Annotated in this window: 15 protein-coding genes; 4 read left to right on the plus strand and 11 right to left on the minus strand. The window is 68.9% G+C overall.

The genetic code is table 11. The features are described 5' to 3' along the window. Nucleotides 1-8: 8 nt before the first annotated feature. From prcB to arc, 5 genes are all read right to left on the minus strand, one after another. Nucleotides 9-854 (minus strand): proteasome subunit beta, encoded by an 846-nt coding sequence (prcB, locus tag ACWD5F_RS21600; RefSeq protein ID WP_401724906.1) that lies wholly within the window; start codon nt 852-854, stop codon nt 9-11. After that, nucleotides 806-1,411 carry an endonuclease VII domain-containing protein gene (locus tag ACWD5F_RS21605; protein WP_451256395.1) on the minus strand — a complete coding sequence of 202 codons (606 nt, stop codon included), beginning with the start codon at nt 1,409-1,411 and terminating at the stop codon, nt 806-808. Before ACWD5F_RS21605 ends, prcB begins: the two co-directional genes overlap by 49 nt. 48 nt (nt 1,412-1,459) lie before the next feature. Further along, a complete protein-coding gene (locus ACWD5F_RS21610; RefSeq protein WP_123544333.1) occupies nt 1,460-1,675 on the minus strand; it encodes a ubiquitin-like protein Pup in 216 nt (71 codons plus the stop codon). Between the two features lie 155 nt (nt 1,676-1,830). Further along, a complete protein-coding gene (gene dop, locus ACWD5F_RS21615) occupies nt 1,831-3,342 on the minus strand; it encodes a depupylase/deamidase Dop (protein WP_451256397.1) in 1,512 nt (503 codons plus the stop codon). 244 nt (nt 3,343-3,586) lie between these two features. Further along, nucleotides 3,587-5,353: a proteasome ATPase gene (gene arc / locus ACWD5F_RS21620; protein ID WP_451256399.1), complete on the minus strand. Its 1,767-nt coding sequence runs from the start codon at nt 5,351-5,353 to the stop codon at nt 3,587-3,589. A 243-nt stretch (nt 5,354-5,596) separates the two neighbouring features. Here arc and ACWD5F_RS21625 point away from each other — a divergent pair, with 243 nt between their 5' ends. Then, nucleotides 5,597-5,902, plus strand: coding sequence for a ferredoxin (locus tag ACWD5F_RS21625; protein WP_401724895.1), 306 nt, complete (start codon nt 5,597-5,599; stop codon nt 5,900-5,902). 58 nt (nt 5,903-5,960) lie between these two features. Here ACWD5F_RS21625 and ACWD5F_RS21630 read toward each other — a convergent pair whose 3' ends face one another. From ACWD5F_RS21630 to ACWD5F_RS21640, 3 genes are all read right to left on the minus strand, one after another. Further along, entirely contained in the window at nt 5,961-6,530 is a 570-nt protein-coding gene (locus tag ACWD5F_RS21630; protein ID WP_401724892.1) for a hypothetical protein, read from the minus strand. A 282-nt stretch (nt 6,531-6,812) separates the two neighbouring features. Next, on the minus strand, nt 6,813-7,715 hold the full coding sequence (locus ACWD5F_RS21635) for a tRNA (adenine-N1)-methyltransferase (RefSeq protein WP_280877878.1): 903 nt from the start codon (nt 7,713-7,715) through the stop codon (nt 6,813-6,815). Between the two features lie 103 nt (nt 7,716-7,818). Then, entirely contained in the window at nt 7,819-9,942 is a 2,124-nt protein-coding gene (locus tag ACWD5F_RS21640) for a site-2 protease family protein (RefSeq protein ID WP_451256401.1), read from the minus strand. A gap of 175 nt (nt 9,943-10,117) precedes the next feature. Here ACWD5F_RS21640 and ACWD5F_RS21645 point away from each other — a divergent pair, with 175 nt between their 5' ends. Then, complete coding sequence (locus tag ACWD5F_RS21645; protein ID WP_451256403.1) at nt 10,118-11,185, plus strand: RecB family exonuclease; 1,068 nt, start codon at nt 10,118-10,120, stop codon at nt 11,183-11,185. Nucleotides 11,186-11,199: 14 nt separating this feature from the next. Continuing rightward, a complete protein-coding gene (locus tag ACWD5F_RS21650) occupies nt 11,200-11,871 on the plus strand; it encodes a response regulator (protein WP_058926326.1) in 672 nt (223 codons plus the stop codon). A gap of 104 nt (nt 11,872-11,975) precedes the next feature. Here the strand turns inward: ACWD5F_RS21650 and ACWD5F_RS21655 are convergent, their stop codons facing one another. From ACWD5F_RS21655 to metH, 3 genes are all read right to left on the minus strand, one after another. After that, nucleotides 11,976-13,580 (minus strand): ABC transporter substrate-binding protein, encoded by a 1,605-nt coding sequence (locus tag ACWD5F_RS21655; RefSeq protein ID WP_451256405.1) that lies wholly within the window; start codon nt 13,578-13,580, stop codon nt 11,976-11,978. A 435-nt stretch (nt 13,581-14,015) separates the two neighbouring features. Continuing rightward, nucleotides 14,016-14,714, minus strand: a complete 699-nt coding sequence (locus tag ACWD5F_RS21660; RefSeq protein WP_401724878.1) for an HAD family hydrolase — start codon at nt 14,712-14,714, stop codon at nt 14,016-14,018. Nucleotides 14,715-14,871: 157 nt separating this feature from the next. After that, on the minus strand, nt 14,872-18,390 hold the full coding sequence (metH, locus tag ACWD5F_RS21665) for a methionine synthase (protein ID WP_451256407.1): 3,519 nt from the start codon (nt 18,388-18,390) through the stop codon (nt 14,872-14,874). A gap of 306 nt (nt 18,391-18,696) precedes the next feature. Between metH and ACWD5F_RS21670 the strand changes: the two genes are divergently transcribed. Continuing rightward, on the plus strand, nt 18,697-19,470 hold the full coding sequence (locus ACWD5F_RS21670) for an IclR family transcriptional regulator (RefSeq protein WP_451256409.1): 774 nt from the start codon (nt 18,697-18,699) through the stop codon (nt 19,468-19,470). Nucleotides 19,471-19,551 lie beyond the last annotated feature (81 nt).

Below are 19,551 nucleotides of genomic sequence, written 5' to 3' on the forward strand. Positions count from 1 at the left end.
TGCGCCGACTACAGCAGCGCGGCCCGCGGGCCGTCCGGCTGCTCCAGACGTCGCGCCAGGATCGAGCGGGCGATCTCGGAGGACTCCTCGTCGTTGAGCCGGCGGAAGCCGTCGTCAGTGATCACGGTGACGATCGGATAGATCCGGCGCGCGACATCAGGACCACCGGTCGCCGAGTCGTCGTCAGCCGCGTCATAGAGGGCCTGGACCACCAGAGTCGTGGCCTCCGACTCGTTCAGGTCGTCACGGTAGAGCTTCTTCATGGCACCGCGCGCGAAGATCGAACCCGAGCCCGTGGCCGCGAAGCCGTGCTCCTCGGAGCGGCCACCCGTCACGTCGTAGGAGAAGATGCGACCCCGGTCACGGTCCACGTCGAACCCCGCGAAGAGGGGAACCACGGCCAGACCCTGCATCGCCATACCGAGGTTGGAACGGATCATGGTCGACAGACGGTTCGCCTTGCCCTCCAGCGAGAGCTGCGCCCCCTCGACCTTCTCGAAGTGCTCCAGCTCCAACTGGAACAGCTTCACCATCTCGACGGCCAGGCCCGCCGTACCGGCGATACCGACGGCCGAGTACTCGTCCGCCGGGAACACCTTCTCGATGTCCCGCTGGGCGATGACGTTCCCCATCGTGGCGCGCCGGTCGCCGGCGAGCACGACACCGCCCGGGAAGGTCACGGCCACGATGGTCGTGCCGTGCGGCGCCTCGATCACGCCCTGGGTGGGGGGCAGTTGGCGCCTGCCCGGCAGCATCTCGGGCTGATGGTCGGACAGGAAGTCCATGAAGGACGAGGATCCCGGCGTCAGGAAGGCAGCTGGTAGACGCCCGGTGCTACGAGTGTTGGCTTCCACGCGATTCCTTCCACGTAAGCAGCAGCCCGCCTTATGGCATCGGGCCGATCCTTGAACTGCCCCAGTGCGGCATTGCAGCTGAAGCACAGTACGCCTCGGACCCTACCCGTCTGATGGCAGTGATCCACATGCTCGGGCACAGCCGCCAAACATATGCAGCAGACGCCCCCTTGAGAGACGATCAGCTCGTCGCGCACAGCTTCGGTGATGCCGTACTGGCGCTTCAGATGGTCCCGCCTGCTCTGGACCGCCCGGCACGCCTTGCAGCGCGTGGACAGGCCGTCAGACGCGGTTGCGTTGCGATGCCACTCACTGTGCGCCTTGACCTCGCCGCACGTCCGGCACAGCTTGTGTCCGGCCGGGACATCCATCTTCTCCCGGACCGTCCCGCCCACGGTCTCCTGGCGCCTCCGGTAGTGCGCGGCGCTGTACTCCGCCACGCACTCCCGGCAATGCACCTGGAGGCCGTCACGCCGATTCTTGTCCCTTGCGAAGGCGGCAAGCAGCAACTCTCGGCCGCACTTCCTGCATTGCTTCCCGTTTGCCTCGTCAGCCATCTCCACCCTCGCTCTCTTCAATTCGAAGGCGAGACGACTAACTAGCCTTTACTCCCCACCTTTTTGCACGAATGAACGCACGAAATCCTCGGCATTTTCTTCGAGTACATCGTCGATTTCGTCCAGCACGGAGTCGACGTCGTCGCTCAGCTTCTCCTGGCGCTCCTTGAGGTCTTCGGATGCCTGTGCTTCGGGCGCCTCCTCGACCTCCTCGGTAGAGCGTGTCGCCTTCTGCTGGCCGCCGCCGGTGTCCTTGGTCGCCATAACCCTCACCCCGCTCGGTTCGACGTTCTTGATCAGACCCTACAAGCAGGGTCAGACATCGGCCCCGCAGTTCCTACAACGTACGGGGACCACCTCGATGATTCCCGGCCGCCGGGTTTTCCACCCTGCCGGGCGGCACCGGCCTCGGGTGCCCCTCAGCCGCCCGACAGCACCCTGACCAGGTCTTCCGCGGTACGGCAGCGGTCCAGGAGCTCCTTGACGTGATTTCGCGTTCCGCGTAGCGGTTCCAGGGTTGGGACCCGCTGCAGGGAGTCGCGGCCCGGCAGATCGAAGATCACCGAGTCCCAGGAGGCCGCCGCCACGTCGTCCGCGTACTGCTCCAGACAGCGCCCGCGGAAGTACGCGCGGGTGTCCTCCGGCGGCTTCGTACGGGCCCGCTCGACGTCTTCCTCGCCCAGCAGCCGCTTGATCCGGCCGCGGGCGGCCAGACGGTTGTAGAGGCCCTTCTCGGCCCGTACGTCGGCGTACTGGAGGTCGACCAGCTGGAGGCGGGCGGCGTCCCAGTCGAGACCGTCGCGGCGCCGGTAGCCCTCCATGAGCTCGCGCTTGGCGACCCAGTCGAGCTCGCCGGCGAGGCTCATCGGGTCGTTCTCCAGGCGGTTGAGGGTGTCCTCCCACCGGGCCAGGACGTCCTTGGTCTGGTCGTCCGCGTCCGAGCCGTAGCGCTCCTCGACGTATTTGCGCGAGAGCTCGTAGTACTCCATCTGGAGCTGGACCGCGGTGAGCGTGCGGCCGCTGCGGAGGGTGACCAGGCGCTTGAGTGTCGGGTCGTGGGAGACCTGGTGGAGAGTGCGGACCGGTTGGTCCACGGCCAGGTCCACCGCGATGAAGCCGTCCTCGATCATGGAGAGGACCAAGGCCGTGGTGCCGAGCTTCAGATACGTCGAGATCTCGGAGAGGTTCGCGTCGCCGATGATCACGTGCAGGCGGCGGTACTTCTCGGCGTCCGCGTGCGGCTCGTCGCGGGTGTTGATGATCGGTCGCTTGAGGGTGGTCTCCAGGCCGACCTCGACCTCGAAGTAGTCGGCGCGCTGGCTGAGCTGGAAGCCGTGTTCGTGTCCGTCCTGGCCGATGCCCACGCGGCCCGCTCCGGTGACGACCTGTCGGGAGACGAAGAAGGGCGTGAGGTGGCGCACGATGTCCGAGAAGGGGGTCTCCCGCTTCATCAGGTAGTTCTCGTGCGTGCCGTAGGAGGCGCCCTTGTTGTCGGTGTTGTTCTTGTAGAGGTGGATCGGCTGGGCGCCCGGGAGTTGGGCCGCGCGTTCGGCGGCCTCGGCCATGATCCGTTCGCCGGCCTTGTCCCACAGGACGGCGTCCATGGGGTTGGTGACTTCGGGGGAGCTGTACTCCGGGTGTGCGTGGTCGACGTAGAGCCGTGCGCCGTTGGTGAGGATGACATTGGCCAGGCCGATGTCCTCGTCGGTGAGCTGGCTCGAGTCGGCGGCCTCCCGGGCGAGGTCGAAGCCTCGCGCGTCGCGCAGCGGGTTCTCCTCCTCGAAGTCCCAGCGGGCCCGTCGGGCCCGGTGCATCGCCGCCGCGTAGGCGTTGACGATCTGGGACGAGGTGAGCATGGCATTGGCGTTGGGGTGACCGGGAACGGAGATGCCGTACTCCGTCTCGATGCCCATTACTCGCCGTACGGTCATGCGGCCCTCCTTGCCCGGCGGCGTCCTCGGTCGGGGACGTCGCTCAAGTACCGCTGGCGCTCCGGTGCGTGTGCGGTGCCCGTCCCCGCACTGCGCGACTCGGCGGTACCGAAGAGCCTAGAACGGCTTTGCGCTGGTGGGGAGATCATTTGCGTCATTGCCTTGCTCGCCTTTGTTCCGGTCGTGGCCTGAAAAGCAGTCGGCTGCGGGTACCCACTGGGGGCACCCGCAGCCGCCCTGTCTTCTACAGGTACTGACCGGTGTTGGCCACCGTGTCGATGGAGCGTCCGGTGTCCGCTCCCTGCTTTCCGGTGATGAGGGTACGGATGTAGACGATCCGTTCGCCCTTCTTTCCGGAGATGCGGGCCCAGTCGTCCGGGTTGGTGGTGTTGGGCAGGTCCTCGTTCTCCTTGAACTCGTCCACGCAGGCCTGGAGGAGGTGCGAGACGCGGATGCCCTTCTGCTTGCTGTCGAGGAAGTCCTTGATGGCCATCTTCTTGGCGCGGCCGACGATGTTCTCGATCATGGCGCCGGAGTTGAAGTCCTTGAAGTAGAGGACTTCCTTGTCACCGTTGGCGTAGGTGACCTCCAGGAAGCGGTTCTCCTCGGATTCCGTGTACATGTGCTCGACGGCCGTCTGGATCATGCTTTCGACGGTGGTCGTCTTGCTGCCGCCGTGCTCGCCGAGGTCCTCGGGGTGCAGCGGGAGGCGTTCGGTGAGGTACTTGGCGAAGATGTCCTTGGCGGCCTCGGCGTCGGGACGTTCGATCTTGATCTTCACGTCCAGGCGGCCGGGGCGCAGGATGGCGGGGTCGATCATGTCCTCGCGGTTGGAGGCGCCGATCACGACCACGTTCTGCAGGCCTTCGACGCCGTCGATCTCGGCGAGCAGCTGCGGGACGATGGTGTTCTCCACGTCCGAGCTGACACCGGATCCACGGGTGCGGAAGAGGGATTCCATCTCGTCGAAGAAGACGATGACGGGTGTGCCCTCGCTGGCCTTCTCACGTGCGCGCTGGAAGACGAGGCGGATCTGCCGCTCGGTCTCGCCGACGTACTTGTTGAGGAGTTCGGGGCCCTTGATGTTGAGGAAGAAGCTCTTGCCGGCGGCCTGGCCGGTGACCTCGGCGACCTTTTTGGCCAGCGAGTTGGCGACGGCCTTGGCGATGAGCGTCTTGCCGCATCCGGGCGGACCGTAGAGCAGGACGCCCTTGGGCGGCCGCAGTTCGTGTTCCTTGAAGAGGTCCGGGTAGAGGTACGGGAGTTCGACCGCGTCGCGGATCATCTCGATCTGGCCGCCCAGACCGCCGATCTGCTCGTAGCCGATGTCGGGGACCTCTTCGAGGACGAGTTCTTCGACCTCGCTCTTGGGGACGACCTCGTACACGTAGCCGGAGCGGGGTTCGAGCAGGAGGGCGTCGCCGGGACGGATGACGACGTCGAGGAGTGGCTCGGCGAGCCGGACCACCCTCTCCTCGTCGGTGTGTCCCTGCACCAGGGCGCGTACGCCGTCCTCAAGGATCTCCTTGAGGGTGACGATGTCTCCGACGCTCTCGTACTCCATGGCCTCGACCACGTTGAGGGCTTCGTTGAGCATCACTTCCTGGCCGCGCCTGAGCTCGTCGAGCTCGACACTGGGGCTGACGTTCACCCGGAGCTTGCGCCCACCGGTGAAGATGTCGGCCGTGCCGTCCTCGTTGCCTTCGAGGAAGACACCGAAGCCGGCCGGGGGCTGTGCGAGCCGGTCGACCTCCTCCTTGAGGGCCACGATCTGGTCGCGGGCCTCACGGAGCGTGTTCGCGAGTCGCTCGTTCTGGGCGGACACGCCGGCCAGGTTGGTCTGCAGCTCGACGATCCGCTCTTCGAGAATCCTCGTGTGTCGCGGAGAGTCGGCGAGCTTGCGTCGCAGGACGGCGATCTCCTGCTCAAGGTAGGCAATCTGCCCGGCCGGGTCGTCGGACCCTCGTCCCGGGCGGATGCCGCGGTTCATGTCGTCGTCGTGGGCTGCCACGGTCCTCACCTCCTCCAAGGGGAGCTGGACGCTTCCAGACCCTACCTGGGTGGGTGTCGATTGAAACCCCTAGATCACAAAGACTGTCGAGGTGTGTCCGATCTTCACCCTTGCGCTCTCCCTCACGCCAGGGGAATACCCACCGAACATGATTGGGAAGCCGCCGGAGGTAGGGTCGAAGTGTTCAACACCCGTCAGAGCTGGCCTGATTCCCGTCGGCTCGACATCTAAACGGCAGGAGACATGAGCGTGCAGCAGGAGGCCGGAAGCGGCGGTGAGGCTCTGGAAGTCTGGATCGACCAGGACCTGTGTACCGGCGACGGCATCTGTGTTCAGTACGCGCCGGAGGTCTTCGAGCTGGACATCGACGGCCTGGCTTATGTGCGGGGCTCGGGCGAGGAACTGCTGCAGGCCCCGGGTGCGACAACGCCCGTTCCGTTGCCGCTTCTCACGGATGTGGTGGACTCCGCGAAGGAGTGTCCGGGCGAGTGCATCCATGTACGGCGCATTTCAGACAGGGTCGAGGTCTTCGGGCCGGACGCGGAGTGATGGTCGGCGGGCGTTACGTCACGTCTGTCTGATTTCCCCCAGGCCTTGGTGACGTGGGTCACACGCTCTGGGCACCGGCGGGTGTCGAGCGGACGAACGTGCCGTTCTTCCACTGCCACTTCACGCTGTCCTTCACGTCCGGGCAGCAGCGGGGTGTGTCCTTCGACGAGTAGCCGAACAGGGTGGCGAGGACGGCTCCGTCACGCACCGAGAAGTCACTCACCGTGTTGCCGTCCTTCGGGTCCACCAGGGTGGCCACGAGCCGGGGCTTGCCGCCGTCCGCGGCGTGGGTGAGGACGTAGACGCCGTCGGGCGGGGTCCCCATCGCGGAGTCGCAGTGGACGACGGCCACCGTCTCCGGTTTGCCGTCGCCGTCGAGGTCTCCGGTCGCCTTCTCGCGCACCACGGCCTTCACCGGGCCGCAGCTGAGGGGGAAGTGCACATCCGCGGGATTCGGCGCGGTGGCGTGGGTGGACTTCGTCTCCGGACCGGCCGTCTGGGCCGTCGCGGAGTTGGGCTGGAGGACCGAGGACAGGGCTATCACGCCGGCGACTGCCGTGGCGGTGGCGACCCAGTGGATCGGACGGGTGTGCGTGTGTGCCAGTTCCGGGACGGCGGATTGCTGCACTAGGAGTGTCTCCTGTGAGGGCTGTGCCGGTGGGGGTGGCCTGCATCGTGCCACACGTCACAGTGCGGGGGAACGGCGGGGTCAGGGGTAGTGCGCCGGGGCTCGCCGGGAGCGCGCGGAGGCCGGCGGCACGTCGATACGAAGGCGTCGGAGCGAAGGCGCCGGAACAGCGGCGCCCACCCGCAACGGACACGTCAATACGAAGGCGCCGCGCCCCAGTTCCCGGGTCGGTCCGGGAACTGGGGCGCGGCGCCCGTTCGTTGACTGCGGCACGGGGCCGCCTCAGCGGCCGGCGCCGCCGTCGGCGTTGGGTCCGGAGTAGTCCTCGCCGTAGGCGCCCTTGGCGGGGCGGCGGCGGCGCATGGGCGGCTCGACGCCGTCCGCGAGGCGGCGGGCGGTGAGCAGGAATCCGGTGTGGCCGATCATCCGGTGGTCCGGGCGGACGGCCAGGCCTTCGACGTGCCAGTTGCGGATCATCGACTCCCAGGCGCTCGGCTCGTTGAAGCTGCCGATCTCGCGGATGGACTCGACGGTGCGGGCGAGCTGGGTGGTGGTGGCGACGTAGCAGCAGAGGATGCCGCCGGGGACGAGCGCCTTGGAGACGGCCTCCAGGCACTCCCAGGGGGCGAGCATGTCGAGGATGACGCGGTCGACCTCGGTGTCGGACAGGTTGTCCTGGAGGTCGCCGACGGTGAGCTGCCAGGCGGGGTGCGGGCCGCCGAAGTAGCGCTCCACGTTCTGCTGGGCGATCTCGGCGAAGTCCTCGCGGCGCTCGTAGCTGTGCAGCATGCCCTGGTCGCCGATGGCGCGCAGCAGGAAGCTGCTGAGCGAGCCGGAGCCGACGCCTGCCTCCACGACGCGGGCGCCGGGGAAGATGTCGGCGAAGGCGAGGATCTGTCCCGCGTCCTTCGGGTAGACGACGGCTGCCCCGCGGGGCATGGACAGGACATAGTCGGGGAGCAGGGGGCGCAGCGCGAGGTAGGCGACGTTACCGGTGGTGCGGACAACGCTGCCCTCGGGTGCGCCGATCAGCTCGTCGTGCGGGAAAGAACCCTTGTGGGTATGGAAGTTCTTTCCGGCCTCGAGCGTGAACGTGTAGTGGCGGCCCTTGGGGTCGGTCAGCTGAACCTGGTCCCCGACCTTGAAGGGCCCGCGCCTGCGGGCGGCACCGGTCGGTTCGGACATGTGAACAGCCTACCGGCGTTTACGGCGCCGGCCGACCACGGGGACTGAGCACCGCTCTCCTGAAGCGGGTGTCTTAGAAAGAGGTGCGTCCGAAGCGGGTGGGTCAGTTGGGCCGGGCCATCGCCTTCACGAACGCGCGCTCCACGTCCGCCGCCGACAGGACGCCGTAGATCTCGCCGGTCTCCTCGACCACCAGGTACTCGGTGGCCGGGGTGGCGCGCAGGGCGTCCAGGAGGTCCTCGCCCGCCAGTTCGGCCGAGACGCGCATGCCGTCGGTGAGGTCCTGGGCGAGGCCGCTGACGGCGACCCAGGGGCGGCGGTGTTCCGGTACGCCGACGATGGCGGCCTCGCGGACGAGGGAGAGGGGCGTGCCCTCGGGGTCGACGACGACCAGGGCGCGGGCGCCGGCGGAGTTGGCGCGGCGCAGGGCCTCGGAGAGCGGGGTGTTGGTCTCGACCGGGACGGCGCGGCGGGTGAGGTTGCGGGCGCGCAGTTCGGGGAGGTGTTCGCGCAGTCGGGCCATGCGGAGGCTGTTGCCGGCGCCGGTCCAGATGATCGCGGCGAGGATCGCGGCGAGCAGGGCGTCGGTGACGGTGTCCATGCCGACGTTGTCCTCGGCGGTGGAGCCGAGCGCGCCGGACTGGGTGAGCAGCGGGAGGCCGATCAGTACGGAGACGGCGAGGGCGCGGCCGACCCAGGCGGCGGCGATGGTGCCGCTCATCGGGCGGCCGGTGATCTTCCAGACGACGGCGCGCAGCATGCGGCCGCCGTCGAGGGGCAGGCCGGGCAGGAGGTTGAAGGCGGCCACGATGAGGTTGGAGACCATCAGGCCGGCCAGCAGGACGCCGGGAACCGTGCCGGGCTCCACGGGCTGCATGGCGAGGTAGAAGATGCCGGACAGGACAAGGGAGAGGAGCGGGCCGACGAAGGCCAGCACGAACTCCCGGCCTGGGGTCTCGGCCTCTTTCTCGATCTCGGAGACGCCGCCGAAGAACTGGAGCTGGATGCGGCGGACGGGGAGCTTGAAGCGCAGTGCGGCGACCGTGTGGGCCAGTTCGTGAATGAGGACCGAGGCGTAGAAGGCGACCGCGAAGAAGAGGGAGACCAGGTAGCGGGCGGCGCCGAGTTCGGGCAGCACGCGGTCGAGCTGGCCGCCGAACACCCAGGTGATCAGGGCAGCGACGAGGAACCAGCTGGGCGCCACGTAGACCGGCACGCCGAAGGGCCGTCCCATCAACAGACCGCCACGGGGCTCGGGGCGCTGCGGCGGAGGCTGCTTGGCCGCGCCGGAACGGGTGAGCCTGCGGTTGCCTTCGGCGACTGGGGTGGGGGTGGTGGGGTGGTCGTCGTCCTGGGGATAGGCGGGGGTGGCCTTCGAGACGTCGACGGGCGCCTCGGGGTGGTCACCGGACGTGGAGGTTTCTCCGGGTACGGGCGCGCGGTCGTGCGACACCGCGGCGGGCTCGTCGGAGATGGGCGAGTGACCGTCGGCCGCGGAAGGACTGCCGTCGGAGGCGGAGGGGTTACCGCCGGAAGCCGAGGGGGTGCCGTCGAGCGTCGGCGCACGCTCACCGCCGCTGGACGCGGAAGCCCCGCCGTCGGAACTGCCGCCCGAGACCGGGACCTCCCCGGCGGACCCACCCGAGACGGAGGCTGCGTCCGCGGACGCAGGAGCGCCGTCGTCGGAGTTGCCGCCTGCGGCCAGGACACCATCGGCGGACGCGCCCGCGACGGAGGCACGGTCATGGGACGCAGAAGCCTCGCCGTCGGAACTGCCACCCGAGACCGGGACATCCCCGGCGGACCCACCCGAGGCGGAGGTTGCGTCCGCGGACGCAGAAGCGCCGTCGTCGGAGTTGCCGCCTGCGGCCAGGACACCATCGGCGGACGCACCCGCGACGGAGGCACGGTCATGGGACCTAGAAGCCTCGCCGTCGCAAGTGCCGCCCGCGGCCGGGACACCCTCGGCGGACCCACCCGAGGCGGAGGCGCGGTCGGTGGGTGCGGGAGCGTTGGCGTCGGGACCGACTCCCGGCGTGGGGGTGTCCTCGGTGGGTGCCGGTTCGCTCGGGGCGGCCGGCTCGGCCTCGTCGTGGGACGGAACGGGGCGGCGCACGCCGTTGGGGCGGTCGTCGGCCGGGCCGGCCGGGGCCGCAGGGCTCGCGTGGTGGTCGGCCGACTCGTCGGTGCCGGACCGCGGCTGCCCGCTCCCGCCGCTCTCGTCCACGATGTCCCCTCGTTCGAAGCGTCCTCCGCGCCTGCCGGCCGGAGGGGTCTCGGGTCGATGGTATGCGGCCGTCGCGACGCGTTCCGCCCCGGCACCCCCCGAGTTTCCCCACCTGTCGCAGCCGTTGCGGCCATGGCCGGGTCACTGTCAGTGGCGGGCCGTAAGGTCTGGGGTCATGGAGACGAGCACGGAGGACACCGCGCAGGCCCCCGGTGGCGGTGCCCCGCAGGGGGATTCGCCGGTCGCGGCCGAGCCGGCGGGCACGGTGGCGGATGAGTCGGCGGACGCGGTGGCGGTCGAGACCGGGACCGGCAGCGGGAGCGGGAGTGGGACCGAGGCGGGCGTCGACGCGATCGACGCCGCCGGCCCGGACGTCGTCGTGGCCCCCGTCGCCATAGCGCCCGCCAGCCTCTCCCCCTCCCGGGCCGGCGACTTCATGCAGTGCCCCCTGCTCTACCGGTTCCGTGTCATCGACCGGCTGCCCGAGAAGCCGAGCGAGGCGGCGACCAGGGGCACCTTGGTGCACGCGGTGCTGGAGCGGCTCTTCGACGCGCCGGCGACGGAGCGGACCGCGCCGCGGGCCAAGTCCCTCGTCCCCGGGCAGTGGGACCGGTTGCGCGAGAGCAGGCCGGAGGTGGTGGAGCTGTTCGCGGACGATCCCGAGGGTGAGCGGCTCGCGCGCTGGCTGGGTGAGGCGGAGCAACTGGTCGAGCGCTGGTTCACGCTGGAGGACCCGACACGTCTGGAGCCCGCCGAGCGCGAGCTGTTCGTCGAGACGCAGCTGGACTCGGGGCTGAAGCTGCGCGGGATCATCGACCGGGTCGACGTGGCGCCCACGGGCGAGGTGCGGATCGTCGACTACAAGACGGGCAAGGCGCCCCGCCCCGAGTACGCGGAGGGCGCCCTGTTCCAGATGAAGTTCTACGCCCTGGTGGTGTGGCGGCTGAAGCAGGTCGTCCCGCGCCGGCTCCAGTTGGTGTACCTCGGCAGCGGTGACGTGCTGACCTACGACCCCGTCCCCGCCGACCTGGAGCGGGTCGAGCGCAAGCTGCTCGCGCTGTGGGAGGCGATCCGGCTGGCGACGGAGACGGGCGAGTGGCGGCCGCGTCCGACGAAGCTGTGCGGCTGGTGCGATCATCAGGCGCACTGTCCGGAATTCGGCGGGACTCCCCCGCCCTATCCGCTGCCGGTGAGGGCGCCCGAGTCCGGTGCCGTCCAACAGGGCAGAATGGGACCGGACTAGCGAAGGAGACTTACGTGGCCATCCGCGTCCTACTCGTCGACGACCAGCCGCTCCTGCGTACCGGCTTCCGGATGATTCTGGAAGCCGAGCAGGACCTCGCGGTCGTCGGCGAGGCCGGAGACGGCCTCCAGGCCCTCGACCAGGTCCGGGCCCTGCAGCCCGACGTGGTCCTGATGGACATCCGGATGCCCCGGATGGACGGCGTGGAGGCGACCCGGCAGATCACCGGACCGGGGCGGGACGGCCCGGCGAAGGTGCTGGTCCTGACCACTTTCGACCTCGACGAGTACGTGGTGGAGGCCCTTCGGGCGGGTGCCAGCGGCTTCCTGCTCAAGGACGCCCCGGCCAACGAACTGGTGCAGGCGATCCGGGTGGTGGCCGCGGGCGAGGCCATGCTCGCGCCGAGCATCACCCGACGGCTGCTCGACAAGTACGCCACCCACCTGCCCTCCGGTGACGAGCCCGTGCCGGACACCCTGCACACGCTCACCGAGCGCGAGGTGGAGGTGCTGAAGCTGGTGGCGCGCGGTCTGTCCAACGCGGAGATCGCGGCCGACCTGTTCGTCAGCGAGACCACCGTCAAAACGCACGTGGGGCATGTGCTGACCAAGCTGGGGCTGCGCGACCGGGTGCAGGCAGCGGTGTACGCGTACGAGAGCGGGCTGGTGCGTCCGGGCGCGCAGTAGGGCGCCCCGCACGTCGTACGGAACGAAACGATACGAATCGAAGAGGGGCCGCTTCCGAAAGGAAGCGGCCCCTCTTGTCGTTGTGCCGATCGTTGTGCTGAGTGTCAGCCACTCACGCCGCGGCTGAGCTCCCAGAGCTGCAGGGTCGCGGAGGAGTTGAGCACGTACGCCGTGCCCGTGACGTCGTCGCGGGCGGCGACGTACTGCTTGCCCTGCCACAGCGGGAGGATCGGGACGTCGTCGGCGACTATGTCCTGGATCTCCGTCAGGCTGGTGCCGGCGGCGAGCCGGTCGGCCTCGCGGCGCGACTCCGGGATCAGGTTGTCGATGATCTTGGCGTTCGCGTACGGCGAGTTGAGGAAGTTGTCCTTGTCGAGGAACGGCGCGATGTAGCTGTCCGCGTCCGGGAAGTCCGGGAACCAGCCCATACCCCAGACGTCGTACGAGCCCTTGCGCTCGGCCGGGACGAAGGTGTCCCAGGCCGCGCCCTTGATCGTGACGTCGAACAGCCCGCTGTTGTTGAGCTGGGTCTGGAGCTGTTCGAACTCCTTCTTGGTGGCCGAGCCGTAGTGGTCGGTCGTGTAGTGCAGGGTCAGCTTGACCGGGGTGGTGATGTTGGCGCCCTCAAGCAGGGCCTTGGCCTTGGGGACGCTCGGGTCGCCGTACTTGTTGAGGAACGAGTTGGAGTGGCCGGTGACGCTCGCCGGGACCAGCGAGTACAGCGGCTCGGCCTGGGAGCCGTAGACCTTGGAGACCAGCTCGGCGCGGTTGATGAGCTGAGCCATCGCCTCGCGGACGGCCTTGGTCTTCACCGTCGGGGCGTTGGTGTTGAAGGCCAGGTAGCGGATCTCCAGGCCGGCCATCTCGACCAGGTCGACGTCGCCGTCGGTCTTCTCCGACAGCTTGTCGATCTGCTCCGGCGTCATGGTGCGGGTCATGACCTGGATGTTGCCCTTGTCGAGGGCGGTGCCCATGGAGGCGGCGTCCTTGTACGACACCATGTCGACCTTGGAGTTGTTGACCTTCAACGACCCCTTGTAGTTCGGGTTCTTGGTGAAGGTGGCCTTGACGACCTCGTCGTTCTTGACCTCGGTCGACAGGGTGTAGGGCCCGGAGCCGTCCACCTCGAAGCCGTCGCGCAGCTTGTTCTTCTCGTAGTCGTCGGGGTTGACGATGCCGGCGACCGGGGTCGACAGCTTGTACGGGAAGGTGGCGTCGGCGGTCTTGAGGTGGAAGATGACCTCGTTGTCACCCTGCGTCTCGACGGTGTCGATGGTGGACAGCAGGGCGAAGACGCCGGAGTCGGCCTTGATGGCGCGGGCGCGGTCGATGGAGTACTTCACATCGGCCGCGGTGACCTTGTCGCCGTTGGCGAACTTCAGTCCGTCGCGCAGGGTGCAGGCGTAGCGCTCGTTGCCGCTGTCGGTGAAGTCGCAGCTCTGGGCGGCCTCGGGGACCGGGTCGCCGTCGCCCTTGGGCTGCATCATCAGCGTCTGCACGGTCTGGCGCAGCACGTTCCAGCTGCCGACGTCGTAGGCGTAGGCGGGGTCGAACGGGGCCGGCGCGTCCTTGGTGGCGATGAACCGGTCCGTAGTGCCCACGGCGATCGCGTCGCCGCCGCCGCTCCCGCTGTCGGACCCGCCACAGGCGGCGAGCACGGGCGCGAGCAGACCGACCACGGCCGGCAGCACCAAAGTCTTGCGGTTCATGCTCGAGTTTCTCCAGGCTGTCGAGTCCGTGTACCCGGCATGCAGGGGTGTTGCGGGCGGATCACGGGGTAAGGGCGATGTTCTCGCGATGAGATTAGTCCGCACCAGTATGCGGGTTCACTGTCACGGGAGTTGAGCCCCCATCACGCAGCGAAACCGGTTGCGGACAGACCGAAAACCCGACGAGGGAAGGATTAGTGCAGCGTTCCATCAATCGGGACACAAGGGCACGTCGACGACGCCCGAAACGGGGTGAACAGCACACGCCACCCCGACTGTCGACCCTCGGGAAAGTGGGGAACCTCACATTCCAAATGACCTTGGTCAGTACCGGAATTCGGCCATCCGCCGCGATTCCAATTCCTCCGCACGCGGGCTCGGGGAATTACCGCCGTATCGATGTTGCACGCTGGGTGAACGGCCGTGGCATTTCCGTCATCGGGCGGTGATCAGTCCGCGCAGAAATGTCAGGTCGACGTCTTCCAGGGAGGACACCACCGTGCGCCCCGCGGCCGGGCCGATGGGCGCCACCGAGGGCACCACGACCACGTGACAGCCCGCCGCCTCGGCCGCGGCGACCCCGGTCGCCGTGTCCTCGACTACGGCGCATCTGGCCGGATCCACACCGAGTCCGGCCGCGGCGGCCAGATACGGGTCGGGGTAGGGCTTGGTGCGCGGCACCTCGTCCCCGGCCACCGTCAGCGCGAAGTGGTGGGCGCCGAGGGAGGCGATCACGCGGTCGATGATGCGCCGGTGCGAGGCCGAGACGAGGGCCGTGGGGATCTCGTACTCGGAGAGTTCGGCAAGCAGTCGGGCGGCTCCCGGCATCAGCGGCAGGGTGCGTCCGATGCGGTCCTCGAACCCGTCGTTGAGCAGCACGGACAGCTCGGCGAGGGTGATGTCGGCGCCGGTGGCCTCGATCAGGAAGCCGGCGCTGCGGGTCATCGGGCCGCCGACCACGACATGGCGCCAGGAGTCGTCCAGCGGGTGGCCGAGGCGGGCGAAGATCTCCACCTCGACGTCCCACCAGAAGCCCTCGGTGTCCACCAGGGTGCCGTCCATGTCGAGGAGTACGGCTTGTAGGGCTGAGCCTTCGGCCGTACGGGTTCCGAGCGCGGGGACCGTACTGGTCATCCTGGCGCACCTCCTTGAGGGACGATCAGGCCGGTCGCCTCTTTTTCACAGAGAGGCGACCGGCCTGCGGTGGACCGACCAGTGTACGACTTATCCGATCAGTGTGCTCGGCGGAGCCGACTCACGAGGCGCACTGTTCACCGTGTGGCCACGTACTTCACCGTGCGTTGAAGTACTTCGCCTCCGGGTGGTGGATGACGATCGCGTCCGTGGACTGCTCGGGGTGGAGCTGGAACTCCTCGGAGAGGTGTACGCCGATGCGCTCCGGCTGGAGCAGGTCGGCGATCTTGGCCCGGTCCTCCAGGTTCGGACAGGCGCCGTAGCCGAGCGAGAAGCGGGCGCCCCGGTACTTCAGGGCGAACATGTCCTCGACGTCGGTCGGGTCCTCACCGGCGAAGCCCAGTTCCGAACGCACGCGCGCGTGCCAGTACTCGGCGAGCGCCTCGGCCAACTGGACGGACAGGCCGTGCAGTTCGAGGTAGTCGCGGTAGGCGTTGGCCTCGAACATCCGGGCCGTCTCCTCGCCGATGCGGGAGCCGACGGTGACGACCTGGAGGCCGACGACGTCGGGCTCCCCCGCTTCCTCGGGCCGGAAGAAGTCGGCCAGGCACAGCCGCCGGCCGCGGCGCTGCCGCGGGAAGGTGAAGCGGGTGCGCTCGTTGCCCCGCTCGTCCAGGAGGATCAGGTCGTCGTCCTTGGAGACGCAGGGGAAGTAGCCGTAGACGACGGCCGCTTCGAGGAGGTTGTCCGTCTGGAGGCGGTCCAGCAGACCGCGCAGCCGGGGCCGGCCCTCGGTCTCCACGAGTTCTTCGTACGTCGGCCCGTCGCCGGTGCGGGCCTGCTTGAGGCCCCACTGGCCCTTGAACAGCGCGCCCTCGTCCAGCCAGCTCGCGTACTCCTTGAGCTGGATGCCCTTGATGACGCGGGTGCCCCAGAAGGGCGGCTCGGGGATCGGGTTGTCGACGGCGACGTCGGAGCGGACGTGGCCCTCCTGGGGCCGCTCCTCGACCTCCGCAGCGGCGGCGGCCGGGCGCACCCGGCGCTGCTTCAGCTCGGGCAGCGTCACCCCGGGCACACCGCGCTTGACGCCGATCAGCGCGTCCATCAGGCGCAGACCCTCGAACGCGTCGCGGGCGTAGCGGACTTCGCCCTCGTAGATCTCGTGCAGGTCCTGCTCGACGTAGGCGCGGGTGAGGGCGGCACCGCCGAGGATGACGGGGAAGTCGGCCGCCAGACCGCGCTGGTTGAGCTCCTCCAGGTTCTCCTTCATGATCACCGTGGACTTGACCAGGAGCCCCGACATGCCGATGACGTCGGCGCGGTGCTCCGCGGCGGCTTCCAGGATCGCGGAGACCGGCTGCTTGATGCCGAGGTTGACCACGTTGTAGCCGTTGTTGGACAGGATGATGTCGACGAGGTTCTTGCCGATGTCGTGCACGTCGCCGCGGACCGTGGCGAGCACGATGGTGCCCTTGCCCTCGGCGTCCGACTTCTCCATGTGCGGCTCCAGATAGGCCACCGCGGTCTTCATGACCTCGGCGGACTGGAGCACGAACGGCAGTTGCATCTGGCCGGAGCCGAACAGCTCGCCGACGACCTTCATGCCGTCCAGGAGCGTGTCGTTGACGATGTCGAGGGCGGGGCGGGTCTCCAACGCCTCGGCGAGGTCGGCCTCCAGGCCGTTCTTCTCGCCGTCGATGATCCGCCGCTTGAGCCGCTCGTCCAGCGGGAGGGCGGCCAACTCCTCGGCGCGGCCCGCCTTCAGGGACTTGGTGGTGGCGCCCTCGAACAGGGCCATCAGCTTCTGCAGCGGGTCGTAGCCCTCGGCGCGGCGGTCGTGGATGAGGTCGAGGGCGGTCTGCACCTCTTCCTCGGTGAACCGGGCGATCGGCAGGATCTTCGAGGCGTGCACGATCGCGGAGTCCAGGCCCGCCTTGACGCACTCGTCGAGGAAGACCGAGTTGAGCAGGATGCGGGCGGCCGGGTTGAGGCCGAAGGAGATGTTCGACAGGCCCAGCGTGGTCTGCACGTCCGGGTGGCGGCGCTTGAGTTCGCGGATCGCCCCGATGGTGGCGATGCCGTCCTTGCGGGACTCCTCCTGACCGGTGCAGATGGTGAAGGTCAGGGTGTCGATGAGGATGTCCGACTCGTGGATGCCCCAGTTGGTCGTCAGGTCCTCGATGAGGCGCTCGGCGATGGCGACCTTGTGCTCGACGGTACGGGCCTGGCCCTCCTCGTCGATGGTCAGCGCGATCAGCGCGGCGCCGTGCTCCTGGGCGAGCTTGGTGACCTTGGCGAAGCGGGACTCGGGGCCGTCGCCGTCCTCGTAGTTGACGGAGTTGATGACCGCGCGCCCGCCGAGCTTCTCCAACCCGGCCCGGATGACCGGGACTTCGGTGGAGTCGAGCACGATCGGCAGGGTGGAGGCGGTGGCGAAGCGGCCGGCCAGTTCCTCCATGTCGGCGACGCCGTCGCGGCCGACGTAGTCCACGCAGAGGTCCAGCATGTGGGCGCCCTCGCGGATCTGGTCGCGGGCCATCTCCACACAGTCGTCCCAGCGGCCGTCCAGCATGGCCTCGCGGAACTTCTTCGAGCCGTTGGCGTTGGTGCGCTCGCCGATCGCCATGTAGGCGGTGTCCTGACGGAACGGGACCGTCTGGTAGAGGGAGGCGGCGCCGGGCTCGGGGCGGGGGTTGCGCTCGGCCGGCGCGAGACCCCGGACGCGTTCGACGACCTGGCGCAGGTGCTCCGGGGTCGTACCGCAGCAGCCGCCGATCAGGGAGAGGCCGTACTCGCGTACGAAGGTCTCCTGGGCGTCGGCGAGTTCCGGGGGCGTCAGCGGGTAGTGGGCGCCGTCCTTGCCGAGGACCGGGAGGCCCGCGTTCGGCATGCAGGACAGCGGGATGCGGGAGTGGCGGGCGAGATAGCGCAGGTGCTCGCTCATCTCGGCCGGGCCGGTCGCGCAGTTCAGGCCGATCATGTCGATGCCGAGCGGCTCGAGCGCGGTGAGCGCGGCGCCGATCTCGGAGCCCAGCAGCATGGTGCCGGTGGTCTCGACGGTCACCGAGACGACGAGCGGGACACTGACGCCGAGCGCGTCCAGGGCGCGCCGGGCGCCCAGGACCGAGGCCTTGGTCTGGAGCAGGTCCTGGGTGGTCTCGACGAGCAGCGCGTCGGCGCCGCCGGCGAGCATGCCCTCCGCGTTCCGCTGGTAGGCGTCGCGCAGCAGGGTGTACGGGGCGTGGCCCAGCGTCGGCAGCTTGGTGCCGGGTCCCATGGAGCCAAGGACCCAGCGCTGCTTTCCCGTCTCGGCGGTGAACTCGTCGGCGACCTCGCGAGCGATGCGGGCACCGGCCTCGGACAGCTCGTACACGCGCTCGGGGATGTCGTACTCGCCGAGCGCGGAGTGGTTGGCGCCGAAGGTGTTCGTCTCGACGCAGTCCACGCCCGCGGCGAAGTACTCCTGGTGGACCGAGCGGACGATGTCCGGGCGGGTGATGTTCAGAATCTCGTTGCAGCCCTCGAGGTTCTCGAAGTCCTCAAGAGTGGGGTCCTGGGCCTGCAGCATGGTGCCCATCGCTCCGTCGGCGACCACCACTCGGGTGGCCAGCGCCTCACGGAGCGCGGACACACGGGTCCGGCTGTCGGCGGAAGGGGTCAGTGGCGACGAGGCCATGAAAGGGCTCCCTTTAGGTGCGACGGCTGTCGGCTTTGCGCGGTCCGTGGAACTGTCCGCGGTGGGCGCACCTCGCCAGGGTAACCGGGTCCGCCGTCCCGTGGACCGAGAGTCCACGGGACGGACGAGGATGACCTGCGGAGCACTCCTGGGATACGAGTGACGCGCGAGTGACATACGGGTGACGCGACCGGAACCGGCAGACCGTTGGCGGGAGGTCGGCATGGACCGGTAGTGTTCGACATTGCCGAACGGCGGCGGCGAGGAAGCACGCCCGACGGTCGAGGGGACGGAGGCAGCAGGGCGATGGCACGGAACATCCAGTCGCTCGAACGGGCGGCCGCGATGCTGCGCCTGCTCGCGGGCGGCGAGCGGCGGCTCGGCCTCTCGGACATCGCCTCGTCGCTGGGCCTGGCCAAGGGGACCGCGCACGGGATCCTGCGCACCCTCCAGCAGGAGGGCTTCGTCGAGCAGGACGACGCCTCCGGGCGGTACCAGCTGGGCGCCGAGCTGCTGCGCCTGGGGACGACCTATCTGGACGTGCACGAGCTGCGCGCGCGGGCGCTGGTGTGGACCGACGACCTGGCCCGTTCCAGCGGCGAGAGCGTCTATCTCGGCGTCCTTCACCAGCACGGCGTACTGATCGTGCACCACGTCTTCCGGCCCGACGACAGCCGCCAGGTGCTGGAGATCGGCGCCATGCAGCCGCTGCACTCCACGGCCCTGGGCAAGGTCCTGGCGGCGTACGACCCGGTGGCGCACAGCGAGGCGCTGGAGGCCGACCGCAAGCCCTTCACGGACCGCACGGTCTCGGAGACGGCGGACTTCGAGCACATCCTGGACCTCACCCGCGCACGCGGCTACGCGGCCGACGTCGAGGAGACCTGGGAGGGCGTGGCCTCGGTCGCCGCCCCCATCCACGACCGGCGGCGCATGCCGGTGGGCGCGGTCGGCATCGCCGGCGCGGTGGAGCGGGTGTGCCGGTCCGACGATCCGAGTGCGCTGCGGCCCGAGCTGATCGCGGCGGTGCGGGACTGCGCCCGCTCGGTCTCCCGCGACCTCGGTGGCGGCCGGTTCTGAGAAGTCGGTGTGAGCTGCCGGAACACCATGTCGGTGTTCCGGCTTCAGCCATACCCTGAAATGGACATATGGGGCGACACT

The sequence above is a fragment of the Streptomyces sp. NPDC002499 genome (genome assembly GCF_053595415.1).